We start from the raw sequence: 26723 nt of genomic DNA, 5'->3' as shown, positions 1-26723 counted from the left end.
ATGCGAGAATGGGCGCGCGGGGCCAGTGCCCCCGCGCGCCTTCCGGGCGTCGCCCGACCCAGGCGCAAGGGTCCTCACGGCGTCAACCCTAGGAGCATCCGGCGTAGAAAGTCGCCCCCAAACCTGCAAGTTGCAGAGGTTTCACTCGGTCGGGCGCGACCGAAAGGGGGAAACAGGCGCCGCGAAATTTCACGCAGCGCGATCGCCGCAGCTCAACGGGATTCAGCCGCCGGTGCGGTAGCGATCCCGGGTCGACTGCAGCGCCTTCGTGGCCACCACGCCGCTACCCGCAGCGACGATGATCGCGAAGATGTCGAGCGTCGGTCCCCCGGCCGTGAGCAGCCAGGCGAACAATGACGCCGCGGTGGTACCGCCGGCAACCGCCCACCGGCCGCGGACGTACTGCGCGACCGGAGCACCGCCGGCACGCTTACCCGCCGCGTTGTTGAGCAGGGCCAGATAACCCACATGGCCCAGTGCGGCCAGCACGCTCGCGAGAGCGACGATGACGGCGATGAGGTTCACGATCCAGTCCATGGCCCCAGTCTGCCCGTACCGGGGCCACCGGTGCCTCGGGGAAGACCCCGAATTCGGTCAACCGTTACCGGCCGAGCCGCCCGCGGCCCAGGTTCAGCAGCGCCATGGCCAGCTGACGGCCCTCGGGGCCCAGTTCGCGGTAGCGCGCGAGGACGTCCATCTCGCGGTTGTAGACGATCCGCGTGCCGCCGGCGGCCATCCGCGCGGCCCCGATCGTCTTGGACACCTCGACCCGGCGCTTCACCAGCCGCAGGATCTCCTTGTCGAGCCAGTCGATCTCCTGCCGCAGCGACGCGATGTCGTCACCGGCGGGAGTGTCCTCGGCGGGCTGGCCGTCGGCGTTCGTCGCTTGTGCGTTCATCGGGAACCTCTTCCTTGAAGCCCGGATCCGGCCCCAGGGACGGCGACAGCCCCGGGTCCGTGGACTCCGGGGCTGGCGTGATGGCGGGTTCGGGCACTACGCGATCACGGGAGCCGGGGTCCGGGTCCCGTAGAAAAATCGCTTTGCGTGGTGCCGCATGGGTTCAGTATGGCACAGGCGTCCGGACGCGCTCCCGGGCCGAGCGGACCCCGGCATGAATGAAGAGGCTCGCCGCGAGCCAGAACATCGGGAACGCGGGCCAGAAGAACCCGGCGCCCAGCACGGCCCACCGCACGATCGCCACCACCGCGATGGCGACCACCACGGCGAGGTGCAGCCGCAGCGCCGGATGACGGCGCAGCGCGGCCGGGGAGAGCGGGAAGCCCGGCCACTGCGGCACGGGCCGCGGCAGGTCGGCGGTGAGCGCGGTCAGCTCGTCGGTGAACCGCGCGGAATAGACGTGGGTGAGGCGCTCTTCGACCTCGTCGAGGGTGAGCCGGCCTTCGGCACCGGCGGACTGGACGGTGGTGGCGACGCGCTCGCGATCGGCGTCGGCGGCCCGGATGCGGGCGGGGCGGATGTCTTCCATACCCGCCGATGCTCCGCGCGGCGGGCCGCCGGCGCGTCGGACGCCAGGCGACATCTCCCGCTACGCCTGGCGCGGTAGCCCACCCGCCCGGGGTAGCGTGGACAGGCGATGGACACCCTCTTCGATCTCCCCGCCGAGACCCCCGCGCGCAAGCCCGCCTCCGGCGGGCAGGCCGATCTGCTCGACGACCTGAACCCCGCTCAGCGCGAAGCCGTCACCCACGCCGGGGGCCCGCTGCTGGTCGTCGCGGGTGCGGGCTCGGGCAAGACCCGGGTGCTGACCCGCCGGATCGCCTACCTCCTCGGGCAACGGCACGTGCACCCCGGCGAAATCATGGCGATCACCTTCACCAACAAGGCCGCCGCCGAGATGCGCGAGCGCGTCGCCGCGCTCGTCGGGCGCCGCGCCAACGCGATGTGGGTCTCCACGTTCCACTCGATGTGCGTGCGGATCCTGCGCCGGGAAGCCAAGACGCTGGACATGTCGTCGAGCTTCTCGATCTACGACTCGGACGACACCAAGCGGCTCATCACGCTCGTGGCGCGGGACCTCGACATCGACCCGAAGCGCTACGCCGCCCGCACGCTCGCCATCCACATCTCGAACCTGAAGAACGAGCTCGTCGACCCGGACGAGGCGGCGGCCAACGCGGCCAACGACCTCGAACGCCGGGTCGCCGAGGTCTACGTCGAGTACCAGCGGCGGCTGAACCAGGCCAACGCCTTCGACTTCGACGACCTCATCATGCGCACGGTCTCGCTGCTGCAGGCGTTCCCGGCCGTCGCCGAGTACTACCGGCGGCGCTTCCGCCACGTGCTGGTCGACGAGTACCAGGACACGAACCACGCGCAGTACACCCTCGTGCGCGAGCTGGCCGGGACCACGCCGAACGAGTCGGGCGTCGAGCCGGCCGAGCTGGTCGTCGTCGGTGACGCGGACCAGTCGATCTACGCCTTCCGCGGCGCGACGATCCGGAACATCGAAGAGTTCGAACGGGACTTCCCGAACGCGCACACCATCCTGCTGGAGCAGAACTACCGCTCCACGCAGACGATCCTGTCCGCGGCCAACGCCGTCATCGAGCGGAACCCGAACCGCCGCGCGAAGCGGCTGTGGACCGACTCGGGCGACGGCGAGAAGATCGTCGGCTACGTCTCGGACAACGACCACGACGAAGCCGCGTTCGTCGCGAACGAGATCGACGCGCTGGCGGAGAAGGGCGAAGCCGACTACTCCGACGTCGCCGTCTTCTACCGCACCAACAACCAGTCCCGGGTCTTCGAAGAGATCTTCATCCGGCTCGGCCTGCCGTACAAGGTCGTCGGCGGCGTGCGGTTCTACGAGCGCCGCGAGGTCCGCGACATGATCGCGTACCTGCGCGTGCTGGCGAACCCGGAGGACACGGTCAGCCTGCGGCGCGTGCTGAACGTGCCCAAGCGCGGCATCGGCGACCGCGCCGAAGCCGTCGTGGCGACGCACGCCGAGCGCGAGCGGATCTCGTTCGCGCAGGCGCTGCGCGACGCCGTCGAGGACAAGGTGCCGCTGCTGAACCCGCGCTCGGTCAAGGCGATCGGCGGGTTCGTCGCGATCCTCGACGAGCTGGGCACGATGATCGCGGACGGCGCCGAGGTGCACGACGTCCTCGAAGCCGTGATGGACAAGACCGGCTACCGCGTCGAGCTCGAGGAGTCGGAAGACCCGCAGGACGCTTCGCGCGTGGAGAACCTGACCGAGCTCGTCACGGTCGCGCGGGAGTTCACCGAGCTGACCGCCGAGATCGTCGCGGACGAGAACGCCGAGCTGATCGTGGACGAAGGCGTCCCGGCGCCGGGTTCGCTGCCCGCGTTCCTCGAGCGCGTCTCGCTGGTCGCGGACGCCGACTCGGTGCCGTCGCCCGACGGCGGCGAAGAAGGCGACGGCGGCGCGGGCGTGGTCACGCTGATGACCGTGCACACCGCGAAGGGCCTGGAGTACCCGGTCGTGTTCTGCACCGGATGGGAGGACGGCGTCTTCCCGCACATGCGGGCGCTGGGCGACCCGGCCGAGCTGGCCGAGGAACGGCGGCTCGCGTACGTCGCGATCACGCGGGCCCGCAAGCGGCTCTACGTCTCGCGCGCGATCACGCGGTCGGCGTGGGGCCAGCCGTCGATGAACCCGGCTTCGCGGTTCCTGGACGAGCTGCCGCCGGACCTCGTCGACTGGCGGCGCCTGGAGCCGTCCAACCGCGGTTTCGGGTCGTTCGGCAGCGGTTCGCGCGGCACGCCGCGGGCGGCGACCACGTGGGGCAACCGGTCTTCGTCGCCGTCCGCTTCGTCCCCGGGCGTGAGTTCCTTCGGCAAGGGCTGGAAGGACACGGTGGCGCTGAAGCTGGACGTCGGCGACCGCGTCAGCCACGACAAGTACGGCCTGGGCACGGTGGTTTCGTGCGACGGCGTCGGCCCGCGCGCGACGGCGACGATCGACTTCGGCGCGGCCGGCAAGGTCCGGCTGATGCTGATCGGCAGCGTCCCGATGGTGAAGCTCTAGCCCGGTCGTCGGCCCTGTTCAGGGCCGCACCACCCGTCCGAGTGATTCCGGCGGCGATCTCCGCGATCGCCGCCGGAATCGTCGTACCCCACCGGTAGAACTGACCCCGTGATCGAACACGAGTTCGACGAAGGGGGAACGTGGTGTGGACGCGGTGCTGTTTGGGCTCCTGGCCGAAGGGGTACGAAAATATCTGCGAGGAGTCCTGGAGACGACGGTTCCGGATCGGGGTCGGGAGCCATCGGGGGCTTCGGGAAGCGCCTCGCGTGCGGGAGCGGAGGCGTGCCGGCTGGCCGCCGCCTGGCGAGCGCTGCTCAGGCAGCACGAGCTCGGCGCGGACGGGCACTGTGTCACCTGCGGCCGGGGACGCCGCTGGACGACCAGGGCCCGGAGAGCCGCGCGTGTCCGCTCCGCGAAGACCGAGCCGGCCTCGGTGGCGTGGGGCTGGCTGCCGGTGCGAAGACCGGCGGAGCTGTGCACGGTGTGGCAGGTCGCGGTGGGGTACTTCATCCGCCGTCTGCCGGGTGGCCACCGGTAGGTGGTTCGCGGCGCTGAGGAGCCGCTGGGCGGGCGCCGGGGTGCGATCGGTGGTCCGAACCACCCGCGAAGTCTTGAGGCGCTCTGTGGCGCTGCCGGTGTTCCGGCGTCGTGCGGGGCTCGAACCGCCGGCCGAAGGGGCACCGAGTACCGCGGTCGGCGGCCGCGTCCAGGACCCGTGTCCGGCACGTCGCGTCGAGCGGCGCCTTGAGCCTGCGGCGATTCCCGTGGCTAGCGGGCGTCTCCGGCCAGCGTCGGCGGCGGGTTCCGCGACCCCGTGGCCGTCGTCGTCGGCGGCTCGGCGAGCCGCGGGCGGTTTCGGCACCCCGGCCGCGCGGCTGCTGTGCAGCTCTCGCGCGGCCGTCAGGAGCGGAGCGAACTACGGATCAGGCGACTCAGACGACGACGCCGCGCGCGGCCAGCCACGGCCGGGGGTCGATCTTCTTCGTGCCGTCCTGCCAGACCTCGAAGTGCAGGTGCGGGCCGGTGCTCTGGCCGCGGTTGCCGATCTCGGCGATCTGCTGGCCGCACTTGACCTTCTGGCCCTCCTTGACGGAGAAGCTGTTCATGTGGCCGTAGACCTGGATCGTGCCGTCGTCGAGCTGGACGCGCACCCAGAGGCCGAAGCCGCTGGCCGGGCCGGCCTCGATCACGGTGCCGTCGGAGGCGGCGTAGATCGGGGTGCCGATCGCGTTGGCGAGGTCGATGCCGAGGTGGCTCGTGCCCCACCGGGCACCGAAGCCCGAGGTGAAGGTGCCGTGCGCGGGCAGGCAGGTCTTGGGCCGGGAAGCCTCTTCGGCGGCCTTCTTCGCGGCGTCGGCTTCGCGCTGCTCGCGGGCCTGCGTGATCGAGGCGCTGTCGGCGAGCTTCGCGGCTTCGGCGGAAGCGTCGACGACGTGGCCGGTCGGCAGGAGCTCGGGAGCACCCCCGGAGCCCGCACCTCCGGCCGTGAACGAGGCGCTGGCGTCCTGGCTGTTGGCCAGCGGCGTGATCGCGGTGTCCGAGTCGGTGACTGTCTTGAGGGTCGAGCCCGCAGCAGCTGCAGCGAACGCACCGGCCGCGACAGCGGCAACCACGACACGGCCGCGAAGGGCCGAAGAGGGCGGAGCGATGCGGTGCGCACCCCGGACACGAACGACCGCACCTTCCAGTGCGTCCTTCAATGCCGGGGAAGGAGCTTGGCCGCCGGGGGAGCGGTGTGAAGCCAAGACAGGGCCTTCCATCGTCGGGGAGCCGGGCCTAGGACTGCGGGCGGGGGAACCCGGTGAGCCAACCTCGGGGGTGGTTTGCTCGGTGTCCTACTTTGTGACCTGACTGTAATGGGGACCGGGCGACAGTAACGAAGGGGCACCACTGTAGGCAAGATCTGCCCCCGGCGTCGGCTGATCGGGTGGCGTCGATCTTGCGTCCACCTGTGGGAATTACGCAAAGTTAAAGGGGGTTTACTGCGTTCGGTGTGACTTGGCTTACAGGATCCCCGGTTGGTTGGAGACCTCCGAGGGTGCTCTGGGCCGGAGCCCGGCGGAATAAGGATTTGCGGACCGGCGTTGAGCGCCGCTCGACGACCGGAGCGCCGGCGACCCGTCCGGATCCGCCCGGACTTGCTAGGTTCGCGGGCAATGCCCCCACGCTCAGAGCCCCCAGCCGGGAGCGCCCCCGCCTCCCCGGGCACCCCGCAGGACCCGGCCCCCGCGGCCCCCCGTCCCACCGCCAAGCGGACGCTTTCCCGGCCGCGCCCAGACCCGCCGGCGCCGGACGAGGTAGCGAAGGACGCCCCAGGCCCGACGCCCCCAGCGGCCGACCCCGCGCCGGAGCCACCGACGGTGGGTTTCGCCGCCACTCGACCGGCCGCCCACGACTCGGCGCCGGACGCCGCGGAGACGCCCGCACTCGGCTTCACGGCCGTGAGCGAATCCGCCCCGGAGGCCGACCGCGCGCAGCAGACCGCCGCCCGCGGTGCGGCCGCGCAGCGTCGGCAGCTTCGTGACCCCGCAGCCGCATCGGCGCCGGATCCTGCGGAGACGCCCGCACCGGGCTTTGCCGCCGCGCGCGAATCCGCCGCGCGCGAATCCGCCGAGCCGACCGGGCCGACCGGGGACGCGGCGCCGGATTCCGGCGATTCCCCTGTGCCCGCGCGGACTTCCTCCGCCGCCGAATACCGGCGAAAGCCCTCAGCCGAGTCAGGTTCCACTGTGGCCACACCTTCACGCGCCCCCTCCACCCGACGCCCCGGCAAGTCGGCCGAAGCCCCGGAAGACCCCCCGGTCACCCCCTGGGAAGACGACCCCCGCCCCACTCCGCAGCTCACCGCCGCCCTCGTGCTGGTCGCCCTGGGCGCGGTCGCGCTGACCGCCGCGGCGTTCGTCCACGTCTCGCCGGCCGCCGGGCCCGGGTTCACGAGCTGGCCCTGGCTGGCCGTTCTCGCGGTCGGGCCCGTCGTGGCCGCCGTTGTTCTGCGCGGCAAACCCGTGCTGGCCGGCGGCGTCGTGATCGGGCTGGCCGCGCTCGCTCCCGGGCGGCTGGTGCTCGACCTGCAGTTCGCCGTCAACGGGCCGCTCACTATCCGGCCCGAGCTCTACCTGCCCGACCGGTTCGTGGGCGGCTCGGCCGTCGGGGGCGGCTTCTGGCTGCTCGTCGCCGGGGACGTCCTGACCGGGGTCGCCGGGGTGCTCGCCTGGCGGGCCGTCCGGGCCCGGGACGACGAACCCGAACGGCGGCGGTGGCGGCTGCTCGTCCCGCTGCTCGCCGTCACGGCTTCCGTCGGGCTGCTGACCGCGCCTGTGGTGTCGGACAACGGTTTCCTGCTCGCCCGCTCCGCTTTCGAAGGGCCGTTGCCCGCGCTCGGCGGGTACCTCCTGCTCGCCGTCGCCCTGCCGTTCGCGGCCGTGCTGGCGCTGGCCGCGCCGGCCGAACACGTGGCCCGTGGGGCCCTGGGCGGGCTCGCCGCGGCCGCGTTCGGTGTCGCGGCGCCGCCCGTGGTGGCCGGCCTCGTCCGGGACGACCTGCACGTCACCTGGGGGCCGGTCCTCGTGCTCGTCGCGATGGTGGCCGTCGCCGGGCTCGCGGGCACGCGGCTGACGGAAACCTCGGAAGAAGACGCCGAGAACCTGGCCGGTGGGGCGAAACTGCCCGGCCTGTTCTGGTGGCGGCTGACGACCGGCGTCCTCGGCCTGGCCACGGCGCTGGCCGCCGTGATCGGCACCCTCGCGCCGCAGGTCGCCGTCACCGCGCTGAACCCGGCCGCCGCGACGCCCGTCAGCGCGGCCGCCGAAAGCCCGGCCCGGTGGTTCCTGCTCACCGCCGCGATCGTGGTGGCCGTGCTGAGCTTCGGCGTCCTGACGCCGAAAACGGCGCCGGGCGCGCGGGCGCTGCTCGGGCTCGCCTGGGCGGGGATCGTCCTGGCCGGGACGGCCGTGCTGAACACCGCGCTCACCGCCACCCAGGCCGGCAACCTCGCCGGGTTCGGCGGGGCCGACCTGAACGGCGCTTCCGGCGCCACGCCCGCCTTCACCTACGACCTCGGGGCCGGCGCCGCGTGGACGTTCGCGGCGCTCGTGCTCGCCGTGCTGGCCGCGCTCGCCGCCGTCGGGACCGGCGTCGTCGAACGCGAGGACGCGGGGGACGGCAGCCGGCCCAGCGGTGGCGTGCTCACTCCCGTCGTGGCCGGGGCCGTGCTGGCCGTCGCGGCGTTCGGGCTGCCCGTCTTCAGCGTGCCCGGCTACGTCGCGCCCGGGCTCTGGTCGGACTTCGACACGCCTTCGTGGGGTCTGCTGACGGCGGCCGCGGTGGTCGTCGGCGCGGCCGTGCTGGCCCTGCGGTCGCGGCCGAAACCGGCGGCGGCCCTGCTGGCCGGAGGCGCGCTGCTCGCCCTGCTGCACGCCGCGGAGCTGCCGCTCGTCGGCGGCTCGCTCGGGGGCGCGAGCCCGGCGACCGGGTTCTGGGTCGCGCTCGCCGCGGCCGTCGCGCTGCTGGCCGCGGCGGCCATGTCGGCCGCGGGTGCCCGGCGGGCGGCGTGAGCCGGGCGATGCCGCGGGTGCTCGTCGTCGAGCTCGGCGGGCCTGATCCGCGCGCCGTCGCGCTGGGCCGCGTGCTGCGCGACGAAGGCATGGAGGTCGTCCACGCCGGCCCCCTGGACAGCACCGAGCAGGTCCTCCGCATCGCCGAGCAGGAGGACCCGGACGCGGTGGGCGTGCTCGGCGGTGAGCTGCGGGCGACCCTGAAAGACGTTCGCGTTTTCTACCTCGACGAGCCCGCGGACCCGGCGAGCGGCGTCTTCGAAACCCCCGAAGAAGCGGCGGAATGGTTGCGCGGTGGGCGGTCTCACACCTCGGGAACACCGTCTGACCGCGTACGGTGACCGACTTCACCAGGTGCGGAGTGCCCTGCGTTCGCGCAGGTCGCTAACCTCGACTGGTCCGACAGCGCGGTCCGGTCGCGGACCACCTGCAGTGGCGTGTCGTCAGGAGACTGGAGTAGTGGACCTCTACGAGTACCAGGCGAGGGATCTCTTCGCCGCCCACGGAGTACCGGTTCTGCCGGGCTCGGTGGCTAGCACCCCCGAAGAAGCCAAGGCCGCCGCGGAGCAGATCGGTAACCAGGTCGTCGTCAAGGCGCAGGTGAAGGTCGGCGGCCGCGGGAAGGCGGGCGGCGTCAAGCTGGCCCAGACGCCCGACGAGGCGAAGGAGAAGGCGGAAGCCATCCTCGGCCTCGACATCAAGGGCCACATCACGCGTCGCGTGCTGGTGGCCGAAGCCTCGGACATCTCGTCCGAGTACTACTTCTCCTTCCTGCTGGACCGGTCCAACCGGACCTTCCTGGCGATGGCGTCCTCCGAGGGCGGCATGGAGATCGAGCAGCTCGCCGTCGAGCGCCCCGAGGCGCTCGCCAAGATCCCGGTCGACTCGATCACCGGCGTCGACAAGGCGAAGGCCCTCGAGATCCTGAAGGCCGGCAACTTCCCGGCCGACATCATCGACGAGGCCGCCGACGTCGTCGTGAAGCTCTGGGAGACCTTCGTCTCCGAGGACGCCACGCTGGTCGAGGTCAACCCGCTGGTCCGCGACCCGCAGGACAAGATCATCGCCCTCGACGGCAAGGTCACTCTCGACGAGAACGCGGACTTCCGCCAGCCGGGCCACGAGGCCCTGGTCGACAAGGACGCGGAGAACCCGCTCGAGGCGAAGGCCAAGGCCAAGAACCTCAACTACGTGAAGCTCGACGGCCAGGTCGGCATCATCGGCAACGGCGCGGGCCTCGTCATGTCCACTTTGGACGTCGTGGCGTACGCGGGCGAGAAGCACGGCGGCGTGAAGCCGGCGAACTTCCTCGACATCGGCGGCGGCGCGTCGGCCGAGGTCATGGCGGCCGGGCTGGACGTCATCCTCAACGACACCGACGTGAAGAGCGTCTTCGTCAACGTCTTCGGCGGCATCACCGCCTGCGACGCGGTGGCGAACGGCATCGTCGAGGCGCTGAAGATCCTGGGTGACGAGGCTTCCAAGCCGCTCGTCGTCCGGCTGGACGGCAACAACGTCGTCGAGGGTCGCCAGATCCTGGCCGACGCGAACCACCCGCTGGTCACCGTGGTGGACACAATGGACAACGCGGCCGACAAGGCTGCCGAGCTCGCCGCGGCAGGTGCGTGAGATGTCGATCTTCATCAACGAGAACAGCAAGGTCATCGTCCAGGGGCTCACCGGCTCCGAGGGCATGAAGCACGCCACCAAGATGCTGAAGTCCGGCACGGACATCGTGGGCGGCGTCAACGCCCGCAAGGCCGGCCAGACCGTCACCATCGAGGGCAAGGACCTCAAGGTCTTCGGCACGGTCGAAGAGGCCATCAAGGAGACCGGCGCCGACGTGTCGGTCATCTTCGTGCCGCCGAAGTTCGCCAAGGACGCGGTCGTCGAGGCGATCGACGCCGAGATCCCGCTCGCCGTGGTGATCACCGAGGGCATCCCGGTGCACGACTCGGCCTACTTCTGGGCGCACGCGGTCGCCAAGGGCGGCACGACCCGGATCATCGGGCCGAACTGCCCGGGCGTGATCAGCCCCGGCAAGTCGAACGCCGGCATCATCCCGGCCGACATCTCGGGCCCGGGCCAGATCGGCCTCGTGTCGAAGTCCGGCACGCTGACCTACCAGATGATGTACGAGCTGCGGGACATCGGCTTCTCCACCGCGGTCGGCATCGGCGGTGACCCCATCATCGGCACCACCCACATCGACGCCCTCGAGGCGTTCGAGGCGGACCCCGAGACCAAGGTCATCGTGATGATCGGCGAGATCGGTGGCGACGCCGAAGAGCGCGCCGCGGCCTACATCAAGGACAACGTGACGAAGCCGGTCGTCGGTTACGTCGCGGGCTTCACCGCGCCCGAGGGCAAGACGATGGGCCACGCGGGCGCCATCGTCTCCGGTTCCTCCGGCACGGCCGCCGCCAAGAAGGAGGCCCTCGAGGCCGCCGGCGTCAAGGTCGGGAAGACCCCGAGCGAGACCGCCGTCCTGGCGCGTGAGCTGTACAACAACCTCGGCTGATTCCGAGGGATAGCTCCTGGTGAGGCCGGGCACCCACAAGGTGCCCGGCCTTTCCTGGTTTCAAGACGAAACCTCCTGAGGTATTCACGCGTCTGATGGGCTGGTGGCCTGCGAGTGCGCTAGCGTTCTGCGCACACAAGCCGCCTCGTCTTTCCCGGGCGCCATCGTGCCCCGGAGTGCCGGTCGAACCGACAGGAGTGCATCCCGATGACCTTCCCCAGCGGTGGGCCTGGCTACCCCCAGCAGGGTGGCGGCCAGCAGCCCCCCGGACCCCCGCCCCCCGGTGGCTTCCAGCAGCAACAGCACCAGCCGCAGCACTCGCACCAGGCGCCGTCGGGCCTCGCGGGCCTGCCGCAGAACCTGCCGCTGCTGCTCGCGCTCATCGTCGCGGTCCTCGGCCTCGTCCAGTACTTCCTGGGCTTCTCCGACAACGCCGATCTCGGGCTCGGCACGACGTTCCTGCTGGCCGGCGGCCTGCTCGCCGCGATGCACGCCCTGCCGAAGGGCCCGCGGACCCTGCCGTTCGCCGCGTTGTTCAGCGTCCTCGGCACCCTCGAGGTCCTGGACACGCTGGTCTCGCTGCAGAACACGCCGGGCCTCGTCATCGTCGTCCTGATCCTGGCGATCCTGCAGATGGTCGGCGCGGTCGGCGCGCTGCTCATCGAGCACGACGTGCTCAAGCCGCCGGCGCCGAAGCCCGCCGCGCCGTCCTACGGTGGCCAGTACGGCCAGCCGGGCGGACAGCAGTTCGGCCAGGGCGGCCCCCAGGGCGGGCCCCAGTACGGCCAGCAGCAGCCGGGCCCGGCCGGTTCGACGGGGGAGCCCTCGGCGCCGTTCGCGCAGCCGGGCCAGTACGGCTCGCCGAACCCGCCGTCGACCAACCCGCCGCCGCAGGCCACGACGTACGCCCCGATGCAGGGCCAGTTCTTCCAGCAGCCGCCGTCCGACAACCCGGGCACGCCGCCCGGGGGATTCGGCAAGTCGAGCTGACGCCGACCGCGTGAAAACACCCGCTGTGACACTCCGTGTCACAGCGGGTGTTTTGCACTCCGGGGTTACCCGACCGGGTGGGTTAGCTTCGCCACGCAGGTCGGAGGCGGCGTGGCTCACCCGTACGGACCAGCCAGGATGTCAGGGTGCGGATCATGGACCTGCTCACCCGCGACCCCCGCGAAGAGCCGGTGAGCGACTTCGAAGCCGACGTCGACCCCACCGGCGCGGCGCGGGTGCGGGTGTTGCTCGCGGCCGCGCTGGGCCCGCTGGTCACCGGCTACGCCGTCGTCGCCACCGTGCTGACCCTCGTCACGCTCACCGCCGAACGCACCGTCTTCTCGGGTTTCGGCGTCCTGCTGGCCGCGGCGCCGGGCTGGCTCGCCGCGCACCAGGTGCGCCTCGGCATCGGCGGGCACCCGCTCGGCCTGCTGCCGCTGCTGCCGACCCTCGGCGCGGTCGCGCTGGCCGCGCGGACGGCGTCCGGCGCCACCCAGCGGCTGGGCTGCCGCTCGCCGCGTGAAGCGCTGCCGGTGTTCGTCGCGGTCACCGCGGCGCACGCGGTGTTCGGGCTCGTCATCGCGTTCTGCGCGCAGGGCTCGCCGGTGACGGCGAACCCACTGGTCGCCTGCGCCGTGCCCGGGCTGCTCGCCGCCGTGGCCTCGGCCGTGGGCATCACCGCGGCCTGCGGGCTGCCGGACTTCGTCGCCGACCGCGTCGACCCGATGGCGCTGCGCGGGATCCGGGCCGGCGCCCTGGGCCTCGCGGTGCTGCTGGCCTGCGGGGCCGCGGTCTTCACCGTCGCGACCGCGGCGTCCTGGTCGACCGTGGCCGACATGTACGAGCCCGGGCTCGGCAACAGCTTCGGGCTCTTCCTGCTTTCCGTGCTGTACCTGCCGAACGCCGTGACGGCGTCGCTGTCGTTCGTCACCGGCCCGGGGTTCTCGATCGGCGGCCTGAACGTCGGGATGTTCGGCTACCACGGCGGCGCCGTGCCCGGCGTCCCGATCCTCGGCGGGCTGCCCGAGCACTCGAGCGCCTGGTGGCCGGCCCTGCTGGTGCTGCCGGCCGCGACCGGCGTGCTGGTCGGCTGGTCGCTGCGCAAGGTCGACGCCGACCCGGCCCAGCGCATCCGCACGGTCGCGGTCGCCGGCGCGGTGGTCGCGCTCGGCTGCGTCCTGCTGGGCACGCTGTCCGGCGGCCGGCTCGGCGACGGCCCGTTCGACCCGGTGAACGTGCCGGTCGGGGTCGCCTCGGTGGTCGCGTTCTGCTGGATCGTCATCCCGGGCGCGTTCACGGCGTTCTTCGCGGGCGAGCACGAGCCGCCCGCGTCGCCGGAGGCCCTCGAAGCCAACGAAGCCTTCGAGGACGCCGAAGACGTCGACGCCGACGAAGCAGCCGAAGCGCTCGAAGACTTCGAAGAGTCCGAAGAGTCCGAAGAGCCTTTCGAAGAGGAAGAGCCCGACGAGGACACGGAGTTCGACGCCGAGGCGGACGCCGAACTCGGCCTCGAAGACCCGGCACTTTCACCTGAAGGTGACGCCTTCGAGGACCCGGCACTTTCACGTGAAAGTGCCGCCGAGCCCGACGAGGCTGTGACCGGAGGCACCGAGACCTGCGGCGACGTCGAGCCGGGCGAGGCCGACCGTTAGGGTTGACGCGACCTGGTGAAGCGCCGTGCGCCCTGGCTGCGCACCGCCGACGGCAAGGAGCCTGCTCTGTCTCAACGGTTGGAGCTGCCCACTCCGGTGAAGCTCGTCGTGCTCGCGTCGGGCTCCGGCACCCTCCTGCAGGCGCTGCTGGACGCCGCCGGGCGGTCGGGCTTCCCGGCCAAGGTCGTCGCCGTCGGCGCCGACCGCACCGGCATCGAGGCGCTGGCCCGCGCGGAACGCCTGAGCATCCCGTCGTTCACGGTCCGCGTCGCCGACCACCCCGACCGCGCCGCCTGGGACAAGGCGCTGGCCGAGGCCGTCGCCGCCTACCAGCCCGACCTGGTCGTCTCGGCCGGGTTCATGAAGATCCTCGGCGAGGAATTCCTCGGCCGGTTCACGGTGCTCAACACGCACCCGGCGCTGCTCCCGTCGTTCCCCGGGATGCACGCGGTCCGCGACGCGCTCACGGCCGGCGTGAAGGTCACCGGCTCGACCGTGCACTTCGCGGACGCCGGTGTCGACACCGGGCCGATCATCGCCCAGGAGGCGGTCGTCGTGGAGAACGACGACGACGAAGACGTCCTGCACGAACGGATCAAGGCCGTCGAACGCAGGCTGCTGGTGGAAACGATCGAGCGACTCGGCCGCGGTGGCTGCACCGTGGACGGACGAAAGGTGACATTTCGTGAGCACTGACCTGGGACGGCGGCCGGTCCGCCGGGCGCTGATCGGCGTCTCGGACAAGGCCGGCCTCCTGGACCTCGCGGCCGGCCTGCACGCGGCCCGTGTCGAGATCGTGTCCACCGGCGGCACGGCGAAGGCCATCGCCGACGCGGGTGTCCCGGTCACGCCGGTCGAGCAGGTCACCGGGTTCCCGGAGTCGCTGAACGGCCGCGTCAAGACGCTGCACCCGAACGTGCACGCCGGGCTGCTCGCCGACCAGGGCAACGCCGACCACGTCGCGCAGCTGGAAAAGCTCGGGATCGCGGCGTTCGACCTGCTGGTCGTGAACCTGTACCCGTTCACGCAGACCGTCGCGTCCGGCGCGAGCCCCGAGGACTGCGTCGAGAACATCGACATCGGCGGTCCGGCGATGGTCCGCGCGGCGGCGAAGAACCACGGCAGCGTCGCGGTCGTCGTCGACCCGGCCCGCTACGGCTGGGTGCTCGAGCGCGTCGCCGACGGCGGTTTCGACTTCGGCGACCGCAAGCGGCTCGCGGCCCAGGCGTACGCGCACACCGCCGCCTACGACACGGCCGTCGCGTCGTGGTTCGCGAACGTCTACGCGCCTGCGGACGACTCCGGCTTCCCGGACTTCACCGGCGCCACCTGGGAACGCGCCGACGTCCTGCGCTACGGCGAGAACCCGCACCAGCGGGCCGCGCTGTACAAGAGCCAGGCCCCGGGCCTGGCGCACGCCGAGCAGCTGCACGGCAAGGCCATGTCCTACAACAACTTCGTCGACACCGACGCCGCGCGCCGCGCCGCGTTCGACTTCGCCGAACCCGCCGTCGCGATCATCAAGCACGCCAACCCGTGCGGTATCGCGGTCGGCACCGACATCGCCGAGGCGCACCGCAAGGCGCACGCGTGCGACCCGGTTTCGGCCTACGGCGGCGTCATCGCGACGAACCGGCCGGTCAGCCGCGAGGCCGCCGAGCAGATCGCCGAGGTCTTCACCGAGGTCGTGCTCGCGCCGGACTTCGACGCCGAAGCGCTGGAGATCCTGCAGCGCAAGAAGAACATCCGGCTGCTCAAGCTGCCGGCGATCGACCGGCCGTCGCCGATCGAGTTCCGCCCGATCTCCGGTGGCGTCCTGGTGCAGACCGTCGACGCGATCGACGCGCCGGGCGACGACCCGGCGTCGTGGACGCTGGCCACCGGCACGGCAGCCGACGAGCAGACGCTGCGCGACCTCGAGTTCGCGTGGCGTTCGCTGCGCGCGGTGAAGTCGAACGCGATCCTGCTGGCCGCCGACGGCGCGACCGTCGGCGTCGGCATGGGCCAGGTCAACCGCGTCGACTCGTCGCGGCTGGCCGTCTCGCGCGCGGGTGACCGGGCCAAGGGCTCGGTCGGCGCGTCGGACGCGTTCTTCCCGTTCCCCGACGGCCTGGAAGTGCTGGTCGAGGCGGGCGTCCGGGCGATCGTGCAGCCCGGTGGCTCGGTCCGCGACCCCGAGGTGATCGCGGCCGCGGAGAAGGCGGGCGTCACGATGTACCTGACGGGGACGCGCCACTTCGCGCACTGACCCGCGCGCTTCGAGAGGGAGGGCTCGATGCAGCAACCACCGCAGTACGGTCAGGGTCAGCCGGGGTACCCGGGCCGGCCACAGCAGCAGCCCGGGTACCCACCCCAGCAGGGCTACCCGCCGCCGGGGTATCCGCAGCAGGGATATCCCCAGCAGCAGCAGCCCGGTTATCCGCCGCCCGGGTACGGCGCTCCGATGCAGCAGCCGCCGCCTCCGAAGAAAAAGAAGACCGGGCTGATCCTCGGCGTCGTCGGCGGTGTCGTGGTGCTGCTCGGCGCCGGGATCCCGCTCGGCATCGTCGCGAGCGACTATTACGAGAGCACCGGCGCGGCCCCGGTGTCGTCGCCGGTGCCCGGCGAGTGCCAGGTCCCGGCGCAGGCGCTGGAGAAGGCCGGGTTCCCGAGCTTCGCCGGCAGCAACCCGGGGTCGGCCGGCGACCTGGCGGGCTTCAAGCAGATCGGCTGCGGCTTCAAGCCGGGGCCCGACGAGAACGTCCGCGACGCCACCCTGAACGTCCGGATCGTCGAGTACTCCGGCGAGGGCGCTCTGCAGCAGGCCAAGAACAACTTCATGCCGTACAAGCCGGAGACGCCGCCGATCGAGGTGCGCGGCCTCGGCGACAAGGCGGCGCTGGTCCGCCTGATCACCCAAAGCGCGTTCAGCGGCGCCGAACTGCACGTGCTCAAGGGGACGAACGTCTTCACGGTCGAGGTGACCGGCTGGGACAAGGGGTTCTTCTCGAACTCGCCGATTCCCCAGCAGGAAGCCGACGACGCCGTGAAGGCCGTCGGCGCTGAAGTCGTCAAGAAGCTGCCGCGCTAGGAGCGGCTCACGCGGGCGCCGGCAGCGCCTTGCAGAGCGCCGCCGGGAATTTCGGGTCGGCCGCCCGGATCTCCGCGCAGCCCGCGGACTTCGCCTGCGCGAACGCCGTCCAGCCGGCGTCGCTCCAGCGGAAGGCCGTGCGGGACGGCGGGTCGGTCTGGTGCGTCAGCAGGTCGAGGACCAGCCAGTTCGAGTCGCAGGCGCGGGTGGCGCCGCTGCTCTCGGCGCCCGTCGCGGACACCGCCGCGCCGATCCACGCGGGGTCGCAGTGGTCGGCGGGCGGCGCGCAGGTGCCCTGCGGGGCGCAGTGACCCCAGCCGGCGCCGAGCTTGTGCCAGGCGTTGCCGTTGTCGGCGTTGAGGATCACCGTGCGGTTCGCGACCGGCCCGGTCGTGGCCAGCCGCAGCTCGGCGGGCACCTTGTCCTCGCAGCCGCCCGCCGCGGGCCGCGTCGAGTAGACGACGTCGGCGCGGATGTCGGTCTTGGCCTCGGTGACCTGCTCGATCCGCGGCTCCCGGACGCAGCCGGGGTCCGGGCCGGGCAGCGCGACCTGGACGAACAGGCTGAACGGGTCGGGACCGGGGCGGATACCGGTGACGTCGGCGCGGAACGAGCGCCACTCCGGGCCGATGGTCGTCGGGCCAGGGGCCGCGGCCTTCGCGCCGGGCAGGCCGCTGCCGCCGGACGCGAGCACGACGGCCAGCACCGCGCCCGCCACGACCAGCACCCCGGCCGCCCACAGGATCGGTCTCTTCGTCATCGCCACCCCCGGAAGTCCACCGGGGAATCTAGCCGACCCCGCAGCGTCAGGCGGGCGGACCGGGCTTTTCGCGCTCTGTGACGTCCTTTTCGAGATGGACGGCGCCCGGGATGTGGCCCGGCACGTCCGGGACGTCGGTGAGCCGGTAGCCGGCCCGCTCGTACAGCCGGATGTTCCGGACGCTGCGAGCCCCGGTGAACAGCACGAACGTGCGCGCCTCCGCGGGCGCGCAGGCCTCGGCGTGTTCGAGCAGCCGCCGGCCCAGCCCGCGGCCGGCGAGGTCGGGGGCGACCATCAGCCGGCCGAGCTCCCAGCGGTCGCCGTCGAGCCGGGCGCGAACCGCGCCGACCAGGCGATGGCCGTCCCGCAGCGTCCACACCGACCACTTCTTCGTCCAGTCGCGTAGGTCTTCGAGGGTCTCGTGCAGCGCGGGGATGTCGAGGGTGCCGTTGAGGATCGCCTCCTGGACCCAGCAGCAGCGCTGCAGGACCAGCAGTTCGGGGCAGTCGTCGGGCCGGGCTTCGGTGATGTCCACGGCGGTCTGTCTAACGACGCGGCCGGGACGCGGGCAACTTCATTACGGCGGCGGGGTGACCCCCGGCTCGTCTCCGGCCTGGCGGGCCCGGGCTTTGCCGGAGTCGTTGAGCACGGTGACTTTCGCTCCTCTTCCTTGGGGCCGTCGCTACCCACTTGTGGGTGACTTGACAGGGGTGGACGTTCGCGGTTGACTGAATATGTCGAACAGGTGTTCGACATGGATCCGCCGCCTTCCCCGCGGCGTGCCAGGGCCGCCGGTCGTGTTTTGGGAGAGGCGCGGCCGTCGTTTCTGGTCCGTTGGTGGGGAGGTGCGTGCGGTGACCGCTGTGGTGGAGCCGCCGGTGGCCCGGCTGGCGGCCCTGCCCGGGGTCAGCACGGCGAGCCGGGTCGCGGCCCAGGCCGGCCAGGCGCGGGCGACGGGAAGGGTGCTCCCGGTCGTCCCGGCGCTGGCCGGGTTGCTGCCCGACGCCGGCCTCCGGCGTGGAACCACCGTGGCGGTCCACGGGGCGAGTTCACTGCTCCTCGCCCTGCTGGCCGAAGCCACCGCCGCCGGATCGTGGGCGGCGGTGGTCGGCCTGCCGTCACTGGGTCTCGCGGCGGCGGCCGAATATGGCGTGGACCTCGGCCGGGTGGCGGTGGTCCCGCGGCCGGGCCCGGAGCTGCCGGCGGTGGTCGCGGCCTTGCTCGATGGAGTAGACCTGGTGGTGACATCGACGTCGACGATCCAGCCGGCCGTGGCGCGGCGGCTGTCGGCGCGTGCGCGCCACCGCGGCGCGGTCCTGCTGCCGTTCGGCGCGTGGCCGGCCGCGGACGTCGAGCTGTCGTGCCGCCTGGACACCTGGTCAGGCCTGGAGGACGGCTACGGCCACCTCCGCCACCGCCGGGCACAGGTCCGGGCAAGAGGCCGCGGCGCGGCGGCCCGCCCGGTCTCGGCGCACGTCGACCTCCCCACCCCCACCGGCTCCGCGGACCCGATCTCCACACCCCGGCTCGGCACAGTCACCTCGCTACGCGAGGAAACAGCATGACCCAGTCCAAAGTAGACACACGACGCACGCGCCCCACCAAACCCCGCCCACTCACACACGCAAGCCGACAGGCGCGGTGCGTGAGCCGACCGCCCGAGTTCGCGAGCCGACCCTCCAGGCACGTGAGCCGACCCTCCAGGCACGCGAGCCGACTGTCTGGGTGCGTGAGCCGACCCTCCAGGTACGCGAGCCGGCCGTCTGGGTGCGTGAGCCGACCCTCCGGGTACGTGAGCCGACCGCCCGAGTTCGCGAGCCGACCCTCCAGGCACGCGAGCCGACCCTCCAGGTGCGTGAGCCGACTGTCTGGGTGCGTGAGCCGACTGTCTGGGTGCGTGAGCCGACCTTCCAGGTGGGCGAGCCGGCTGTCTAGGTACGCGAGGCGACTGTCTGGGTGCGCGAGCCGACCCTCCAGGCACGTGAGCCGACCTTCCGGGTGCGCGGGCCGACCCTCCAGGTACGCGTGTCGTCCCTTCAAGCACGCGAGTCGGCTCGTCGATCACACGTGTCGACCCGCCAATCACACGGCACCCGAGGTCCTCGGCGGTCGTGCCCGGATGCCGGAGGTCGCCGCCAGTGCGCTTCGGGGCGCCGTCGTGTGTCGCCGGCTGGGGGAGGTCGGATGACCGTCCCCACGCAACGGAATGCCTCCGACCTCCCTACCCGGATGCTCGTCCTGTGGTGCCCGGACTGGCCTGCGGTCGCCGCGGCGGCTGTGGGCGGTGTCGCCGTTACCCGGCCTGCTGCCGTCTTCACCGCCAACCGGGTTGTCGCCTGCACCGCCGTCGCGCGGCGGGATGGGGTGCGGCGGGGGATGCGACGGCGGGAGGCTCAGTCGCGGTGTCCCGGCTTGGCCGTCTTCGGGAGCGATGACGGGCGGGACGCCCGGTTGTTCGAGACCGTCGCGCGGGCTGTCGAGGCGCTGGTCGTCGGCGTGGAGGTGGTGCGTCCCGGGCTCGTGGCCGTGCCGGTCGCCGGGGCCGCGGGGTACTTCGGGGGTGAACACGCGCTCGTCGAACGGCTCGTCGACGAGGTGTCCGCCGCCGCGGGTGTGGAGTGCCAGGTCGGCGTCGCCGAGGGGCTTTTCGCCGCGACGCTCGCCGCGCGGCACGGCGAGTTCGTCGAACCCGGGCGGGTGGCCGAGTTCCTCGCGCCGCTGCCCATCGCCGAGCTCGACGACCGCGCGGAGCTGGTCGATCTGCTGCGCCGGCTCGGGTTGCGGACGCTCGGGGCGTTCGCGGCCTTGCCGGAACGTGACGTCGTCAACCGGTTCGGTGCCGATGGACTGCTCGCCCACCGGCTGGCCCGGGGCCGCTCGGAACGTCCGCCGCTGCGGCGACGTCCACCGCCCGAGCTGACGCTCACCGAGGAGTTCGACCCCGTCATCGAGCGGGTGGACGTCGCGGCGTTCCTCGCGAAGGGCCTCGCGACGCGGTTCTGCGCCGGCCTGGCGGGCAACGGGCTCGCCTGCACCCGGCTCGGCATCCACGCGGTCACCGAAGACGGCGAACAACTCGGCCGGGTGTGGCGCTGCGCGGAACCGCTGACGCCCGCCGGGGTCGCCGATCGCGTGCGCTGGCAGTTCGAAGGCTGGCTGCGGCCCGGGCACCGGCCGAAGTCCGGCGTGGTGCGGCTGCGGCTGGAGCCCGAGGAGACCGTCGAGGGGCGGTCGCTGCAGCTCGAGCTGGGCGGCGAAGGCAGTCTGGCGGAGGACAACGAACGCGCGGCGCGGGCGTTCGTGCGGGTCCAGGGCCTGCTCGGCCCCGAAGGCGTGCTCACCCCGCTGCTCGACGGCGGCCGCGACCCGGCGGCCCGGCTCCGGCTCGTGCCGTGGGGCGACCCGCGCGAGCGGCCGACGCCGGCCGGCGCCACCTGGCCGGGACGACTTCCCGCGCCCTCCCCGGCGACCGTCCTCGACCGGCCGGTCCCCGCCCAGGTCTTCGACGCCGAAGGCCGCGCCGTCGGGATCACCGCGCGCGAGTGGGTCACCGCGCCGCCGCGGCGGCTGAGCGTCGCCGGCGGTGCGCAGCGGGACGTCGTGGGCTGGGCCGGCCCGTGGCCGCTCGCGGGCGACCGCCGGCGGCCGGGTCCGCAGCGGGCGCGGCTCCAGCTGCTGCTCGCGGCCGGACCGGATGAGCCACCCGAAGCGGTGCTGGTGCACTGCGCGGGCACCGAGAATCCTTTGTGGACGGTTGAAGGAGTGTACGACTGAGCATGGACGAGGACTACGCACGCCTGCTGCGCGACTGGTTGCGCGCCGACCCGGGGACGCCGTGGCCCCGCCCGGACTCCGACGACGTGGCGATTCCGCTGCCCCGGCTGTCCGACGAGAACCGTCGCCGGACCGAGACGAAGGAGCAAGGCGGCCTGGCGCTGCCGCGTGACCCGGAGAACCTGGGGGAAGCCGAAGAGCGAACTGATCAGGAGAGCCGGAGTGCGGCGGAGGAGCGGAGCCGTTGGAACCATCCCTCCAACTGGCATCGCCGGAAAGCGGCGGAGCGTGCGGAGATCGGCGATCGCGTGGCCGAGCCCGAGGAGCCGCGCTGGCCCCTGCTCGACCCCGACACCCAGGCCGAGGAACCAAGCCGCCGGCGTCCGCTTGACGACCAGCGGCCGTGGAGAGAACTCGACGATGCCATCGAGCGAAGCCGCCGTCAGGAGCTTGACGCGGTTCGGGAACGTAACCGTCCCTCCAAGCGGGACAACGACAACGACGATCCCGGGAACCGGAGCCGCTAGATGGGGTGGAACAACCCGCCCGTCCCCTGGAAGGATCACGCGAGGCGGCTGAACGGTGAGCACGGCGACCACGGCGACAGCCCCGCCTGGAGCCGGCATCGCGAGGGCTACCAGCGTCCGGACGACCTGCCCGGACGCAGCACCGACGACGGCGGCGAGGCCGTCCGGGTGCCCTACGCCGAGCTGCACTGCCACTCCAACTTCAGCTTTCTCGACGGCGCCAGCCATCCCGAAGAACTCGTCGAGGAGGCCGCTCGGCTCGGGCTCGACGCCATCGCCCTCACCGATCACGACGGCATGTACGGCGTCGTGCGCTTTGCCGAGGCCGCGCGGGAACTCGGCGTGAACACCGTCTTCGGCACCGAACTCAGCTTCGGGCTGCACGGTCCGCAGAACGGCGTCGCCGACCCCGAAGGTGAGCACCTCCTGCTGCTGGCCCGCGGTGATCAGGGGTACCGGGCACTCTGCCGCGCCATCACCGCCGGGCAGTTGTCCGGGTTCGACGGCCGGAGCGCCAAGGCCGAGAAGGGCCGGCCCGTCTACGACCTCGACGCGGTCGCCGAGGAGGTCGCCGGGCAGTGCGTGGTGCTCACCGGTTGCCGCAAGGGCGCGGTGCGCTCGGCCCTCGTCACGCACGGCCCGGCGGCCGCCGCCGAAAGCCTGAAAGACCTCGTCGAGAGGTTCGGCCGCGACAACGTCTACGTCGAGCTCACCGACCACCGCCAGCCGCTCGACAGCACGCACAACGATCTGCTGAGCGAACTGGCGAAAGAATTCGGGCTGCCGACCGTCGCCACCACCGCCGCGCACTACGCCCGGCCCGAGCGGGCCCGGCTGGCCGACGCGCTCGCCGCGATCCGGGCCCGGCGGGCGATCGACGACCTCGAAGGCTGGCTGCCCACCGGCGGCGCGGCCTTCCTCCGCTCGGGCGCGGAGATGGACGTGATGTTCCGGCGTTATCCCGGCGCGGTACGGCGTTCGGCGTTGCTGGGCATCGAATGCGCGTTCCCGCTGAAGCTCCTCGCGCCCAAGCTGCCCCCGTTCGACGTCCCCGACGGCCACACCGAGACGACCTACCTGCGCGAACTCACGAAAGCGGGTGCGGAAGAACGCTTCGGCGGCAAGGACCACGAGGCCAAAGCGAAAGCGCAGATCAAGCACGAACTCGCCATCATCGAAGAACTCGGCTTTCCCGGGTACTTCCTGATCGTCTGGGACATCGTGCGGTTCTGCCGCGAGCACGACATCCTCTGCCAGGGCCGGGGTTCGGCCGCGAACTCGGCCGTCTGCTACGCGCTCGGCATCACCAAGGTCGACTCCGTCGCCTACGAACTGCTCTTCGAACGCTTCCTCGCCCCGGACCGCGACGGCTACCCGGACATCGACCTCGACATCGAGTCCGACCGGCGCGAAGAGGCCATCCAGTACGTCTTCGCGAAACACGGCCGGCTCAACACCGCGCAGGTCGCGAACGTCATCACCTACCGCGCCCGGTCCGCGGTCCGGGACGCCGCGCGGGCGCTCGGGTACTCGCCCGGCCAGCAGGACGCCTGGAGCAAGCAGATCGACCGCTGGGGATCGTTGCGCGACACCGAAAAGGACCACGACCACGACATCCCGGACGAGGTCGTGCAGCTCGCGTTCGCGCTCGAGGACTTCCCGCGTCACCTCGGCATCCACTCCGGCGGGATGGTCATGTGCCAGGAACCGGTCAGCCAGGTCGTGCCGGTCGAGTGGGCGCGGATGGCCGACCGCAGCGTGATCCAGTGGGAGAAGGAGGACTGCGCCGCCGCCGGCCTGGTCAAGTTCGACCTGCTCGGCCTGGGCATGCTCTCGGCGCTGCACTACATGCTCGACCTCGTCGACGAGTACAAGGACGACAAGATCGACCTCGCCGAGCTGGACCTCACCGACCAGAAGGTCTACGAGATGCTGTGCCGCGCCGACGCGGTCGGCGTCTTCCAGGTCGAGAGCCGGGCGCAGCTGGCGACGCTGCCGCGCCTGAAGCCCGACGAGTTCTACGACCTCGCCGTCGAGGTGGCGTTGATCCGGCCCGGGCCGATCCAGGGCGGCTCGGTGCACCCGTACATCCGCCGCAAGCAGGGCAAGGAGACCTGGACCTACGACCACCCGCTGCTGGAAAAGGCGCTGCACAAGACCAAGGGCGTGCCGCTGTTCCAGGAGCAGATGATGCAGATCGCGCTGGACGTCGCGAACTTCACCGCGGCGGAGGCCGACCAGCTGCGGCACGCGATGGGCTCGAAACGCTCCGAGAGCAAGATGGACCGGCTGCGGCAGCGGTTCCTCGAAGGCGCGGCCGCGAACGGCGTCGAAGAGGAGCTCGCGAAGAAGATCTTCCTGAAGCTCAAGGCGTTCGCGAACTTCGGCTTCCCCGAGAGTCACGCGCTGAGCTTCGCGCACCTGGTGTTCTCCAGTGCCTACTTCAAGCTCTACCACCCGGACGCGTTCCTGGCGGGCCTGCTGCGCGCGCAGCCGATGGGCTTCTACTCACCGCAGTCGCTGGTCGCCGACGCGCGCCGCCACGGCGTCATCGTGCACGGCCCGGACATCAATCGCAGCCTGCCGCACGCGACACTGGAAGCACTGCCGGACAAGGGAAAGCTACACGCCGTGCGCACCGGGCTGAGCACGATCCGGCTGATCGGCGAGGAGCTGGCGAAGAAGATCGTGGCCGAACGCGAAACGGGCGGCTACACGGACATGGCCGACGTCGCCCGCCGCGTCCGGCTCACCACGCCGCAGATCGAGGCGCTGGCCACGGCGGGGGCGTTCGAGAGCTTCGGCGGCGACCGGCGGCAGGCGTTGTGGACCGCGGGCGCGGTCGCCGGTGAACGCGCGGAGAAGCTGCCGGGCCTGATCAGCGCGCAGGCCCCGACGTTGCCCGGGATGGACGGTCTCGACGTCGCGGCCGCGGACGTCTGGGCCACCGGGGTCTCGCCGGGCAGCTACCCGACCGAGTTCATCCGCGACCGCCTCGACGCGCTCGGCGTCGTCCCGGCGGCCCGCCTGGCCGACCACGACGACGGCGCTCGGGTGCTGATCGGCGGCGCGGTCACCCACCGGCAGCGTCCGGCGACGGCGGGCGGGATCACGTTCCTCAACATCGAGGACGAGACGGGGATGGTCAACGTGATCTGCACGCTCGGCCTGTGGCAGCGCTACCACCGCGTCGCGCGCGGCAGCTCGGCGCTGCTGATCCGCGGCGTGGTCGAGAAGGCCGACGGCGTGATCAGCGTGCTCGCCGACCGCGTCGAGGCGCTGCCGATGCGGATCAAGGCGAAGTCGCGCGACTTCCAGTGAGTCAGGCGCGGCGGACGATCGTGACGATCTCCGGGCTCGCGTCCGTCACCGGCGTGCGGTCCCAGTAGCCATACTGCTCGTCGACGACCAGGCCGGCCTCCTCCACGAAGGCGGAAAGCGTTGGCACATCGAGGAAACGCAGCGTGGACTCGCTGAACCGCGGCGCGGCCCAGCTCGGGCTTTCGAACGTCGTCTTGAAGGTGACGCGGCCGTCCTCGAACGGCCCGGCGTCGTTCCACGAACGCACCTTCGTGCCGTCGGCGGCGGTGGTTTCCCAGACGTTGTCCGGCGTCCACCGTTCCCAGGCGCGGCGCGCGGGGTTGCGCGTGTCGAACCCGAAGCGGCCGCCAGGGGTCAGCGCGCGGTGGATCGCGGCGAACGTCGTCCGCAGCTCGTCGTCGGTCAGCAGCACCTGGAACGCGTGCCCGGTCATCACGGCGAAGTCGAACTCGCTGTCCCAGCGCGCGGTCGACAAATCGCCGAGCACCCATTCGACGTCGTCGCGGCGGCGGGCCTGCGCGAGCATGCCTTCGGCCGGGTCGAGCCCGACCAGCCGTCCGGCGTGGCCGGATTCGCGCGCCCAGTGCAGCAGCGAGCCGGTGCCGCAGCCGACGTCCAGCACCGACTCCGCGGCCATGATCATCGGCAGGTAGAACTCGAAGTCGCCGGAGCTCTCCCGCGGGTTCAAGGCGTCGTACAGCGCGGCGAGGCCGGTGTCGGCGAAGGCGTGATCAGGCACATCGTCACGGTAATGACCGGCGGCGGGGAACTCACCCGGTTTTCGGCGCCAGGCCGATCCGCCGCGCGGTCAGCTCGGCCGGGTCGCGCCCGCGGGCAGGTCCGCCATCGGCGTGCCGAGCACAGCGCCCGCGGCGCCGCACCGGAGCCGCGCGCCGACGCGGGACGCCGAGGCCGGGACCCGCAGCCGCAGCGACGCGCCGGCCGTGACGCCACTATGCAGCGGTCAGGATCCGTCCTATTTCGCCGTTAGCTTCGGTCGCACACCCGAGATGGAGGCACCATGGTCAACCCCGTTCCCGACGGCTACACGACGGTCACCCCGTGGATCATCGGCCGCGACACCGCCGGCCTGCTCGACTTCCTGAAGCACGCCTTCGACGCCGAAGAGCTCGGCCGGGTCGTCGGCGAGGACGGGAAGATCGGGCACGCTGAGGTCCGCATCGGCGACGCGGTCGTGATGGCCTTCGACGCCGCGGACGACTGGCCGGAGACCCCGGCGTACCTGCGCCTGTACGTCCCGGACAGCGAAGAGACGCAGCGGAAGGCCCTGGAAGCGGGCGCGACCGAGGTGACGCGGCAGACCGAGCTGTTCTTCGGCGACCGCGTCGGCCGCGTGCGCGACCCGTTCGGCAACCTCTGGTGGATCCAGACCCGGCTGGAGAACCTGGACGAAGCCGAGATGATGCGACGCGCACAGCTGCCCGAGTACGTCGCGGCGATGAACTACGTCCAGGGCGCGGACCTGGTCAGCCGCCGTCCATAGTGGACGGTTGCGGTGCGGCGACGGCGGTGTGGCACCCT

The 26723-nt window shown here is 72.0% G+C and carries 22 protein-coding genes; 15 read left to right on the top strand and 7 right to left on the bottom strand.

Annotated features, from left to right (window positions below; translation table 11 throughout):
• Nucleotides 1-222: 222 nt before the first annotated feature.
• From ACLJQZ_RS38010 to ACLJQZ_RS38000, 3 genes are all read right to left on the bottom strand, one after another.
• A complete protein-coding gene (locus ACLJQZ_RS38010) occupies nucleotides 223-537 on the bottom strand; it encodes a hypothetical protein (protein ID WP_247060675.1) in 315 nt (104 codons plus the stop codon).
• 64 nt (nucleotides 538-601) lie between these two features.
• A complete protein-coding gene (locus ACLJQZ_RS38005) occupies nucleotides 602-898 on the bottom strand; it encodes a chorismate mutase (RefSeq protein ID WP_410625256.1) in 297 nt (98 codons plus the stop codon).
• 163 nt (nucleotides 899-1061) lie between these two features.
• Nucleotides 1062-1487, bottom strand: coding sequence for a DUF1707 domain-containing protein (locus ACLJQZ_RS38000; protein WP_328645940.1), 426 nt, complete (start codon nucleotides 1485-1487; stop codon nucleotides 1062-1064).
• Nucleotides 1488-1595: 108 nt separating this feature from the next.
• Between ACLJQZ_RS38000 and pcrA the strand changes: the two genes are divergently transcribed.
• Entirely contained in the window at nucleotides 1596-4013 is a 2418-nt protein-coding gene (gene pcrA, locus ACLJQZ_RS37995) for a DNA helicase PcrA (protein WP_326956023.1), read from the top strand.
• Between the two features lie 932 nt (nucleotides 4014-4945).
• On the opposite strand, the gene ACLJQZ_RS37990 is transcribed toward pcrA, so the two are convergent.
• The gene (locus ACLJQZ_RS37990) at nucleotides 4946-5626 is read right to left on the bottom strand and encodes a M23 family metallopeptidase (RefSeq protein WP_410625254.1); all 681 of its coding nucleotides are present in this window, start codon (nucleotides 5624-5626) and stop codon (nucleotides 4946-4948) included.
• A gap of 1116 nt (nucleotides 5627-6742) precedes the next feature.
• Between ACLJQZ_RS37990 and ACLJQZ_RS37985 the strand changes: the two genes are divergently transcribed.
• The 9 genes from ACLJQZ_RS37985 to ACLJQZ_RS37945 all read left to right on the top strand — a co-directional run bounded on the left by ACLJQZ_RS37985 (nucleotide 6743) and on the right by ACLJQZ_RS37945 (nucleotide 16799).
• Complete coding sequence (locus ACLJQZ_RS37985) at nucleotides 6743-8566, top strand: hypothetical protein (protein WP_410625252.1); 1824 nt, start codon at nucleotides 6743-6745, stop codon at nucleotides 8564-8566.
• The gene (locus ACLJQZ_RS37980) at nucleotides 8563-8907 is read left to right on the top strand and encodes a hypothetical protein (protein WP_410625250.1); all 345 of its coding nucleotides are present in this window, start codon (nucleotides 8563-8565) and stop codon (nucleotides 8905-8907) included. Before ACLJQZ_RS37985 ends, ACLJQZ_RS37980 begins: the two co-directional genes overlap by 4 nt.
• Before the next feature lie 118 nt (nucleotides 8908-9025).
• On the top strand, nucleotides 9026-10195 hold the full coding sequence (gene sucC / locus ACLJQZ_RS37975) for an ADP-forming succinate--CoA ligase subunit beta (protein ID WP_247060688.1): 1170 nt from the start codon (nucleotides 9026-9028) through the stop codon (nucleotides 10193-10195).
• Between the two features lies 1 nt (nucleotide 10196).
• On the top strand, nucleotides 10197-11087 hold the full coding sequence (sucD, locus tag ACLJQZ_RS37970) for a succinate--CoA ligase subunit alpha (RefSeq protein WP_410625248.1): 891 nt from the start codon (nucleotides 10197-10199) through the stop codon (nucleotides 11085-11087).
• A 207-nt stretch (nucleotides 11088-11294) separates the two neighbouring features.
• Nucleotides 11295-12077: a DUF5336 domain-containing protein gene (locus ACLJQZ_RS37965; RefSeq protein ID WP_410625247.1), complete on the top strand. Its 783-nt coding sequence runs from the start codon at nucleotides 11295-11297 to the stop codon at nucleotides 12075-12077.
• 146 nt (nucleotides 12078-12223) lie between these two features.
• On the top strand, nucleotides 12224-13729 hold the full coding sequence (locus ACLJQZ_RS37960; protein ID WP_410625245.1) for a DUF6350 family protein: 1506 nt from the start codon (nucleotides 12224-12226) through the stop codon (nucleotides 13727-13729).
• A gap of 78 nt (nucleotides 13730-13807) precedes the next feature.
• Complete coding sequence (purN, locus tag ACLJQZ_RS37955) at nucleotides 13808-14425, top strand: phosphoribosylglycinamide formyltransferase (RefSeq protein WP_410625354.1); 618 nt, start codon at nucleotides 13808-13810, stop codon at nucleotides 14423-14425.
• A complete protein-coding gene (gene purH / locus ACLJQZ_RS37950) occupies nucleotides 14415-15977 on the top strand; it encodes a bifunctional phosphoribosylaminoimidazolecarboxamide formyltransferase/IMP cyclohydrolase (RefSeq protein ID WP_410625243.1) in 1563 nt (520 codons plus the stop codon). Before purN ends, purH begins: the two co-directional genes overlap by 11 nt.
• A gap of 27 nt (nucleotides 15978-16004) precedes the next feature.
• Nucleotides 16005-16799, top strand: a complete 795-nt coding sequence (locus ACLJQZ_RS37945; RefSeq protein WP_410625241.1) for a hypothetical protein — start codon at nucleotides 16005-16007, stop codon at nucleotides 16797-16799.
• Nucleotides 16800-16806: 7 nt separating this feature from the next.
• Here the strand turns inward: ACLJQZ_RS37945 and ACLJQZ_RS37940 are convergent, their stop codons facing one another.
• Nucleotides 16807-17559, bottom strand: coding sequence for a hypothetical protein (locus ACLJQZ_RS37940; RefSeq protein ID WP_410625240.1), 753 nt, complete (start codon nucleotides 17557-17559; stop codon nucleotides 16807-16809).
• A gap of 46 nt (nucleotides 17560-17605) precedes the next feature.
• Nucleotides 17606-18094, bottom strand: coding sequence for a GNAT family N-acetyltransferase (locus ACLJQZ_RS37935; protein ID WP_410625238.1), 489 nt, complete (start codon nucleotides 18092-18094; stop codon nucleotides 17606-17608).
• A gap of 319 nt (nucleotides 18095-18413) precedes the next feature.
• Here ACLJQZ_RS37935 and ACLJQZ_RS37930 point away from each other — a divergent pair, with 319 nt between their 5' ends.
• From ACLJQZ_RS37930 to ACLJQZ_RS37915, 4 genes are all read left to right on the top strand, one after another.
• Nucleotides 18414-19124: a hypothetical protein gene (locus ACLJQZ_RS37930; protein WP_410625236.1), complete on the top strand. Its 711-nt coding sequence runs from the start codon at nucleotides 18414-18416 to the stop codon at nucleotides 19122-19124.
• 664 nt (nucleotides 19125-19788) lie between these two features.
• Nucleotides 19789-21333 (top strand): DNA polymerase Y family protein, encoded by a 1545-nt coding sequence (locus ACLJQZ_RS37925; RefSeq protein ID WP_410625352.1) that lies wholly within the window; start codon nucleotides 19789-19791, stop codon nucleotides 21331-21333.
• Between the two features lie 2 nt (nucleotides 21334-21335).
• Complete coding sequence (locus ACLJQZ_RS37920; protein WP_410625235.1) at nucleotides 21336-21860, top strand: hypothetical protein; 525 nt, start codon at nucleotides 21336-21338, stop codon at nucleotides 21858-21860.
• Nucleotides 21861-25181 (top strand): error-prone DNA polymerase, encoded by a 3321-nt coding sequence (locus ACLJQZ_RS37915; protein WP_410625233.1) that lies wholly within the window; start codon nucleotides 21861-21863, stop codon nucleotides 25179-25181. It abuts the gene before it with no gap.
• A 1-nt stretch (nucleotide 25182) separates the two neighbouring features.
• On the opposite strand, the gene ACLJQZ_RS37910 is transcribed toward ACLJQZ_RS37915, so the two are convergent.
• Nucleotides 25183-25920: a class I SAM-dependent methyltransferase gene (locus ACLJQZ_RS37910; protein WP_410625231.1), complete on the bottom strand. Its 738-nt coding sequence runs from the start codon at nucleotides 25918-25920 to the stop codon at nucleotides 25183-25185.
• Nucleotides 25921-26202: 282 nt separating this feature from the next.
• Here ACLJQZ_RS37910 and ACLJQZ_RS37905 point away from each other — a divergent pair, with 282 nt between their 5' ends.
• On the top strand, nucleotides 26203-26685 hold the full coding sequence (locus tag ACLJQZ_RS37905) for a VOC family protein (protein ID WP_326956011.1): 483 nt from the start codon (nucleotides 26203-26205) through the stop codon (nucleotides 26683-26685).
• The last annotated feature ends 38 nt before the right edge of the window (nucleotides 26686-26723 follow it).

This window comes from Amycolatopsis sp. cmx-8-4 (genome assembly GCF_046548675.1).
Lineage (GTDB): Bacteria > Actinomycetota > Actinomycetes > Mycobacteriales > Pseudonocardiaceae > Amycolatopsis.
This window is presented reverse-complemented; position numbering and strand designations above follow the sequence as displayed.

Excerpts from the sequence above, each read along its gene's own strand:
- ACLJQZ_RS38010 (WP_247060675.1), bottom strand. The coding sequence starts at position 537 with ATGGACTGGATCGTGAACCTCATCGCCGTCATCGTCGCTCTCGCGAGC.
- ACLJQZ_RS38005 (WP_410625256.1), bottom strand. The coding sequence starts at position 898 with ATGAACGCACAAGCGACGAACGCCGACGGCCAGCCCGCCGAGGACACT.
- ACLJQZ_RS38000 (WP_328645940.1), bottom strand. The coding sequence starts at position 1,487 with ATGGAAGACATCCGCCCCGCCCGCATCCGGGCCGCCGACGCCGATCGC.
- pcrA (WP_326956023.1), top strand. The coding sequence starts at position 1,596 with ATGGACACCCTCTTCGATCTCCCCGCCGAGACCCCCGCGCGCAAGCCC.
- sucD (WP_410625248.1), top strand. The coding sequence starts at position 10,197 with ATGTCGATCTTCATCAACGAGAACAGCAAGGTCATCGTCCAGGGGCTC.
- ACLJQZ_RS37965 (WP_410625247.1), top strand. The coding sequence starts at position 11,295 with ATGACCTTCCCCAGCGGTGGGCCTGGCTACCCCCAGCAGGGTGGCGGC.
- ACLJQZ_RS37945 (WP_410625241.1), top strand. The coding sequence starts at position 16,005 with ATGCAGCAACCACCGCAGTACGGTCAGGGTCAGCCGGGGTACCCGGGC.
- ACLJQZ_RS37940 (WP_410625240.1), bottom strand. The coding sequence starts at position 17,559 with ATGACGAAGAGACCGATCCTGTGGGCGGCCGGGGTGCTGGTCGTGGCG.
- ACLJQZ_RS37925 (WP_410625352.1), top strand. The coding sequence starts at position 19,789 with ATGCTCGTCCTGTGGTGCCCGGACTGGCCTGCGGTCGCCGCGGCGGCT.
- ACLJQZ_RS37920 (WP_410625235.1), top strand. The coding sequence starts at position 21,336 with ATGGACGAGGACTACGCACGCCTGCTGCGCGACTGGTTGCGCGCCGAC.
- ACLJQZ_RS37915 (WP_410625233.1), top strand. The coding sequence starts at position 21,861 with ATGGGGTGGAACAACCCGCCCGTCCCCTGGAAGGATCACGCGAGGCGG.
- ACLJQZ_RS37905 (WP_326956011.1), top strand. The coding sequence starts at position 26,203 with ATGGTCAACCCCGTTCCCGACGGCTACACGACGGTCACCCCGTGGATC.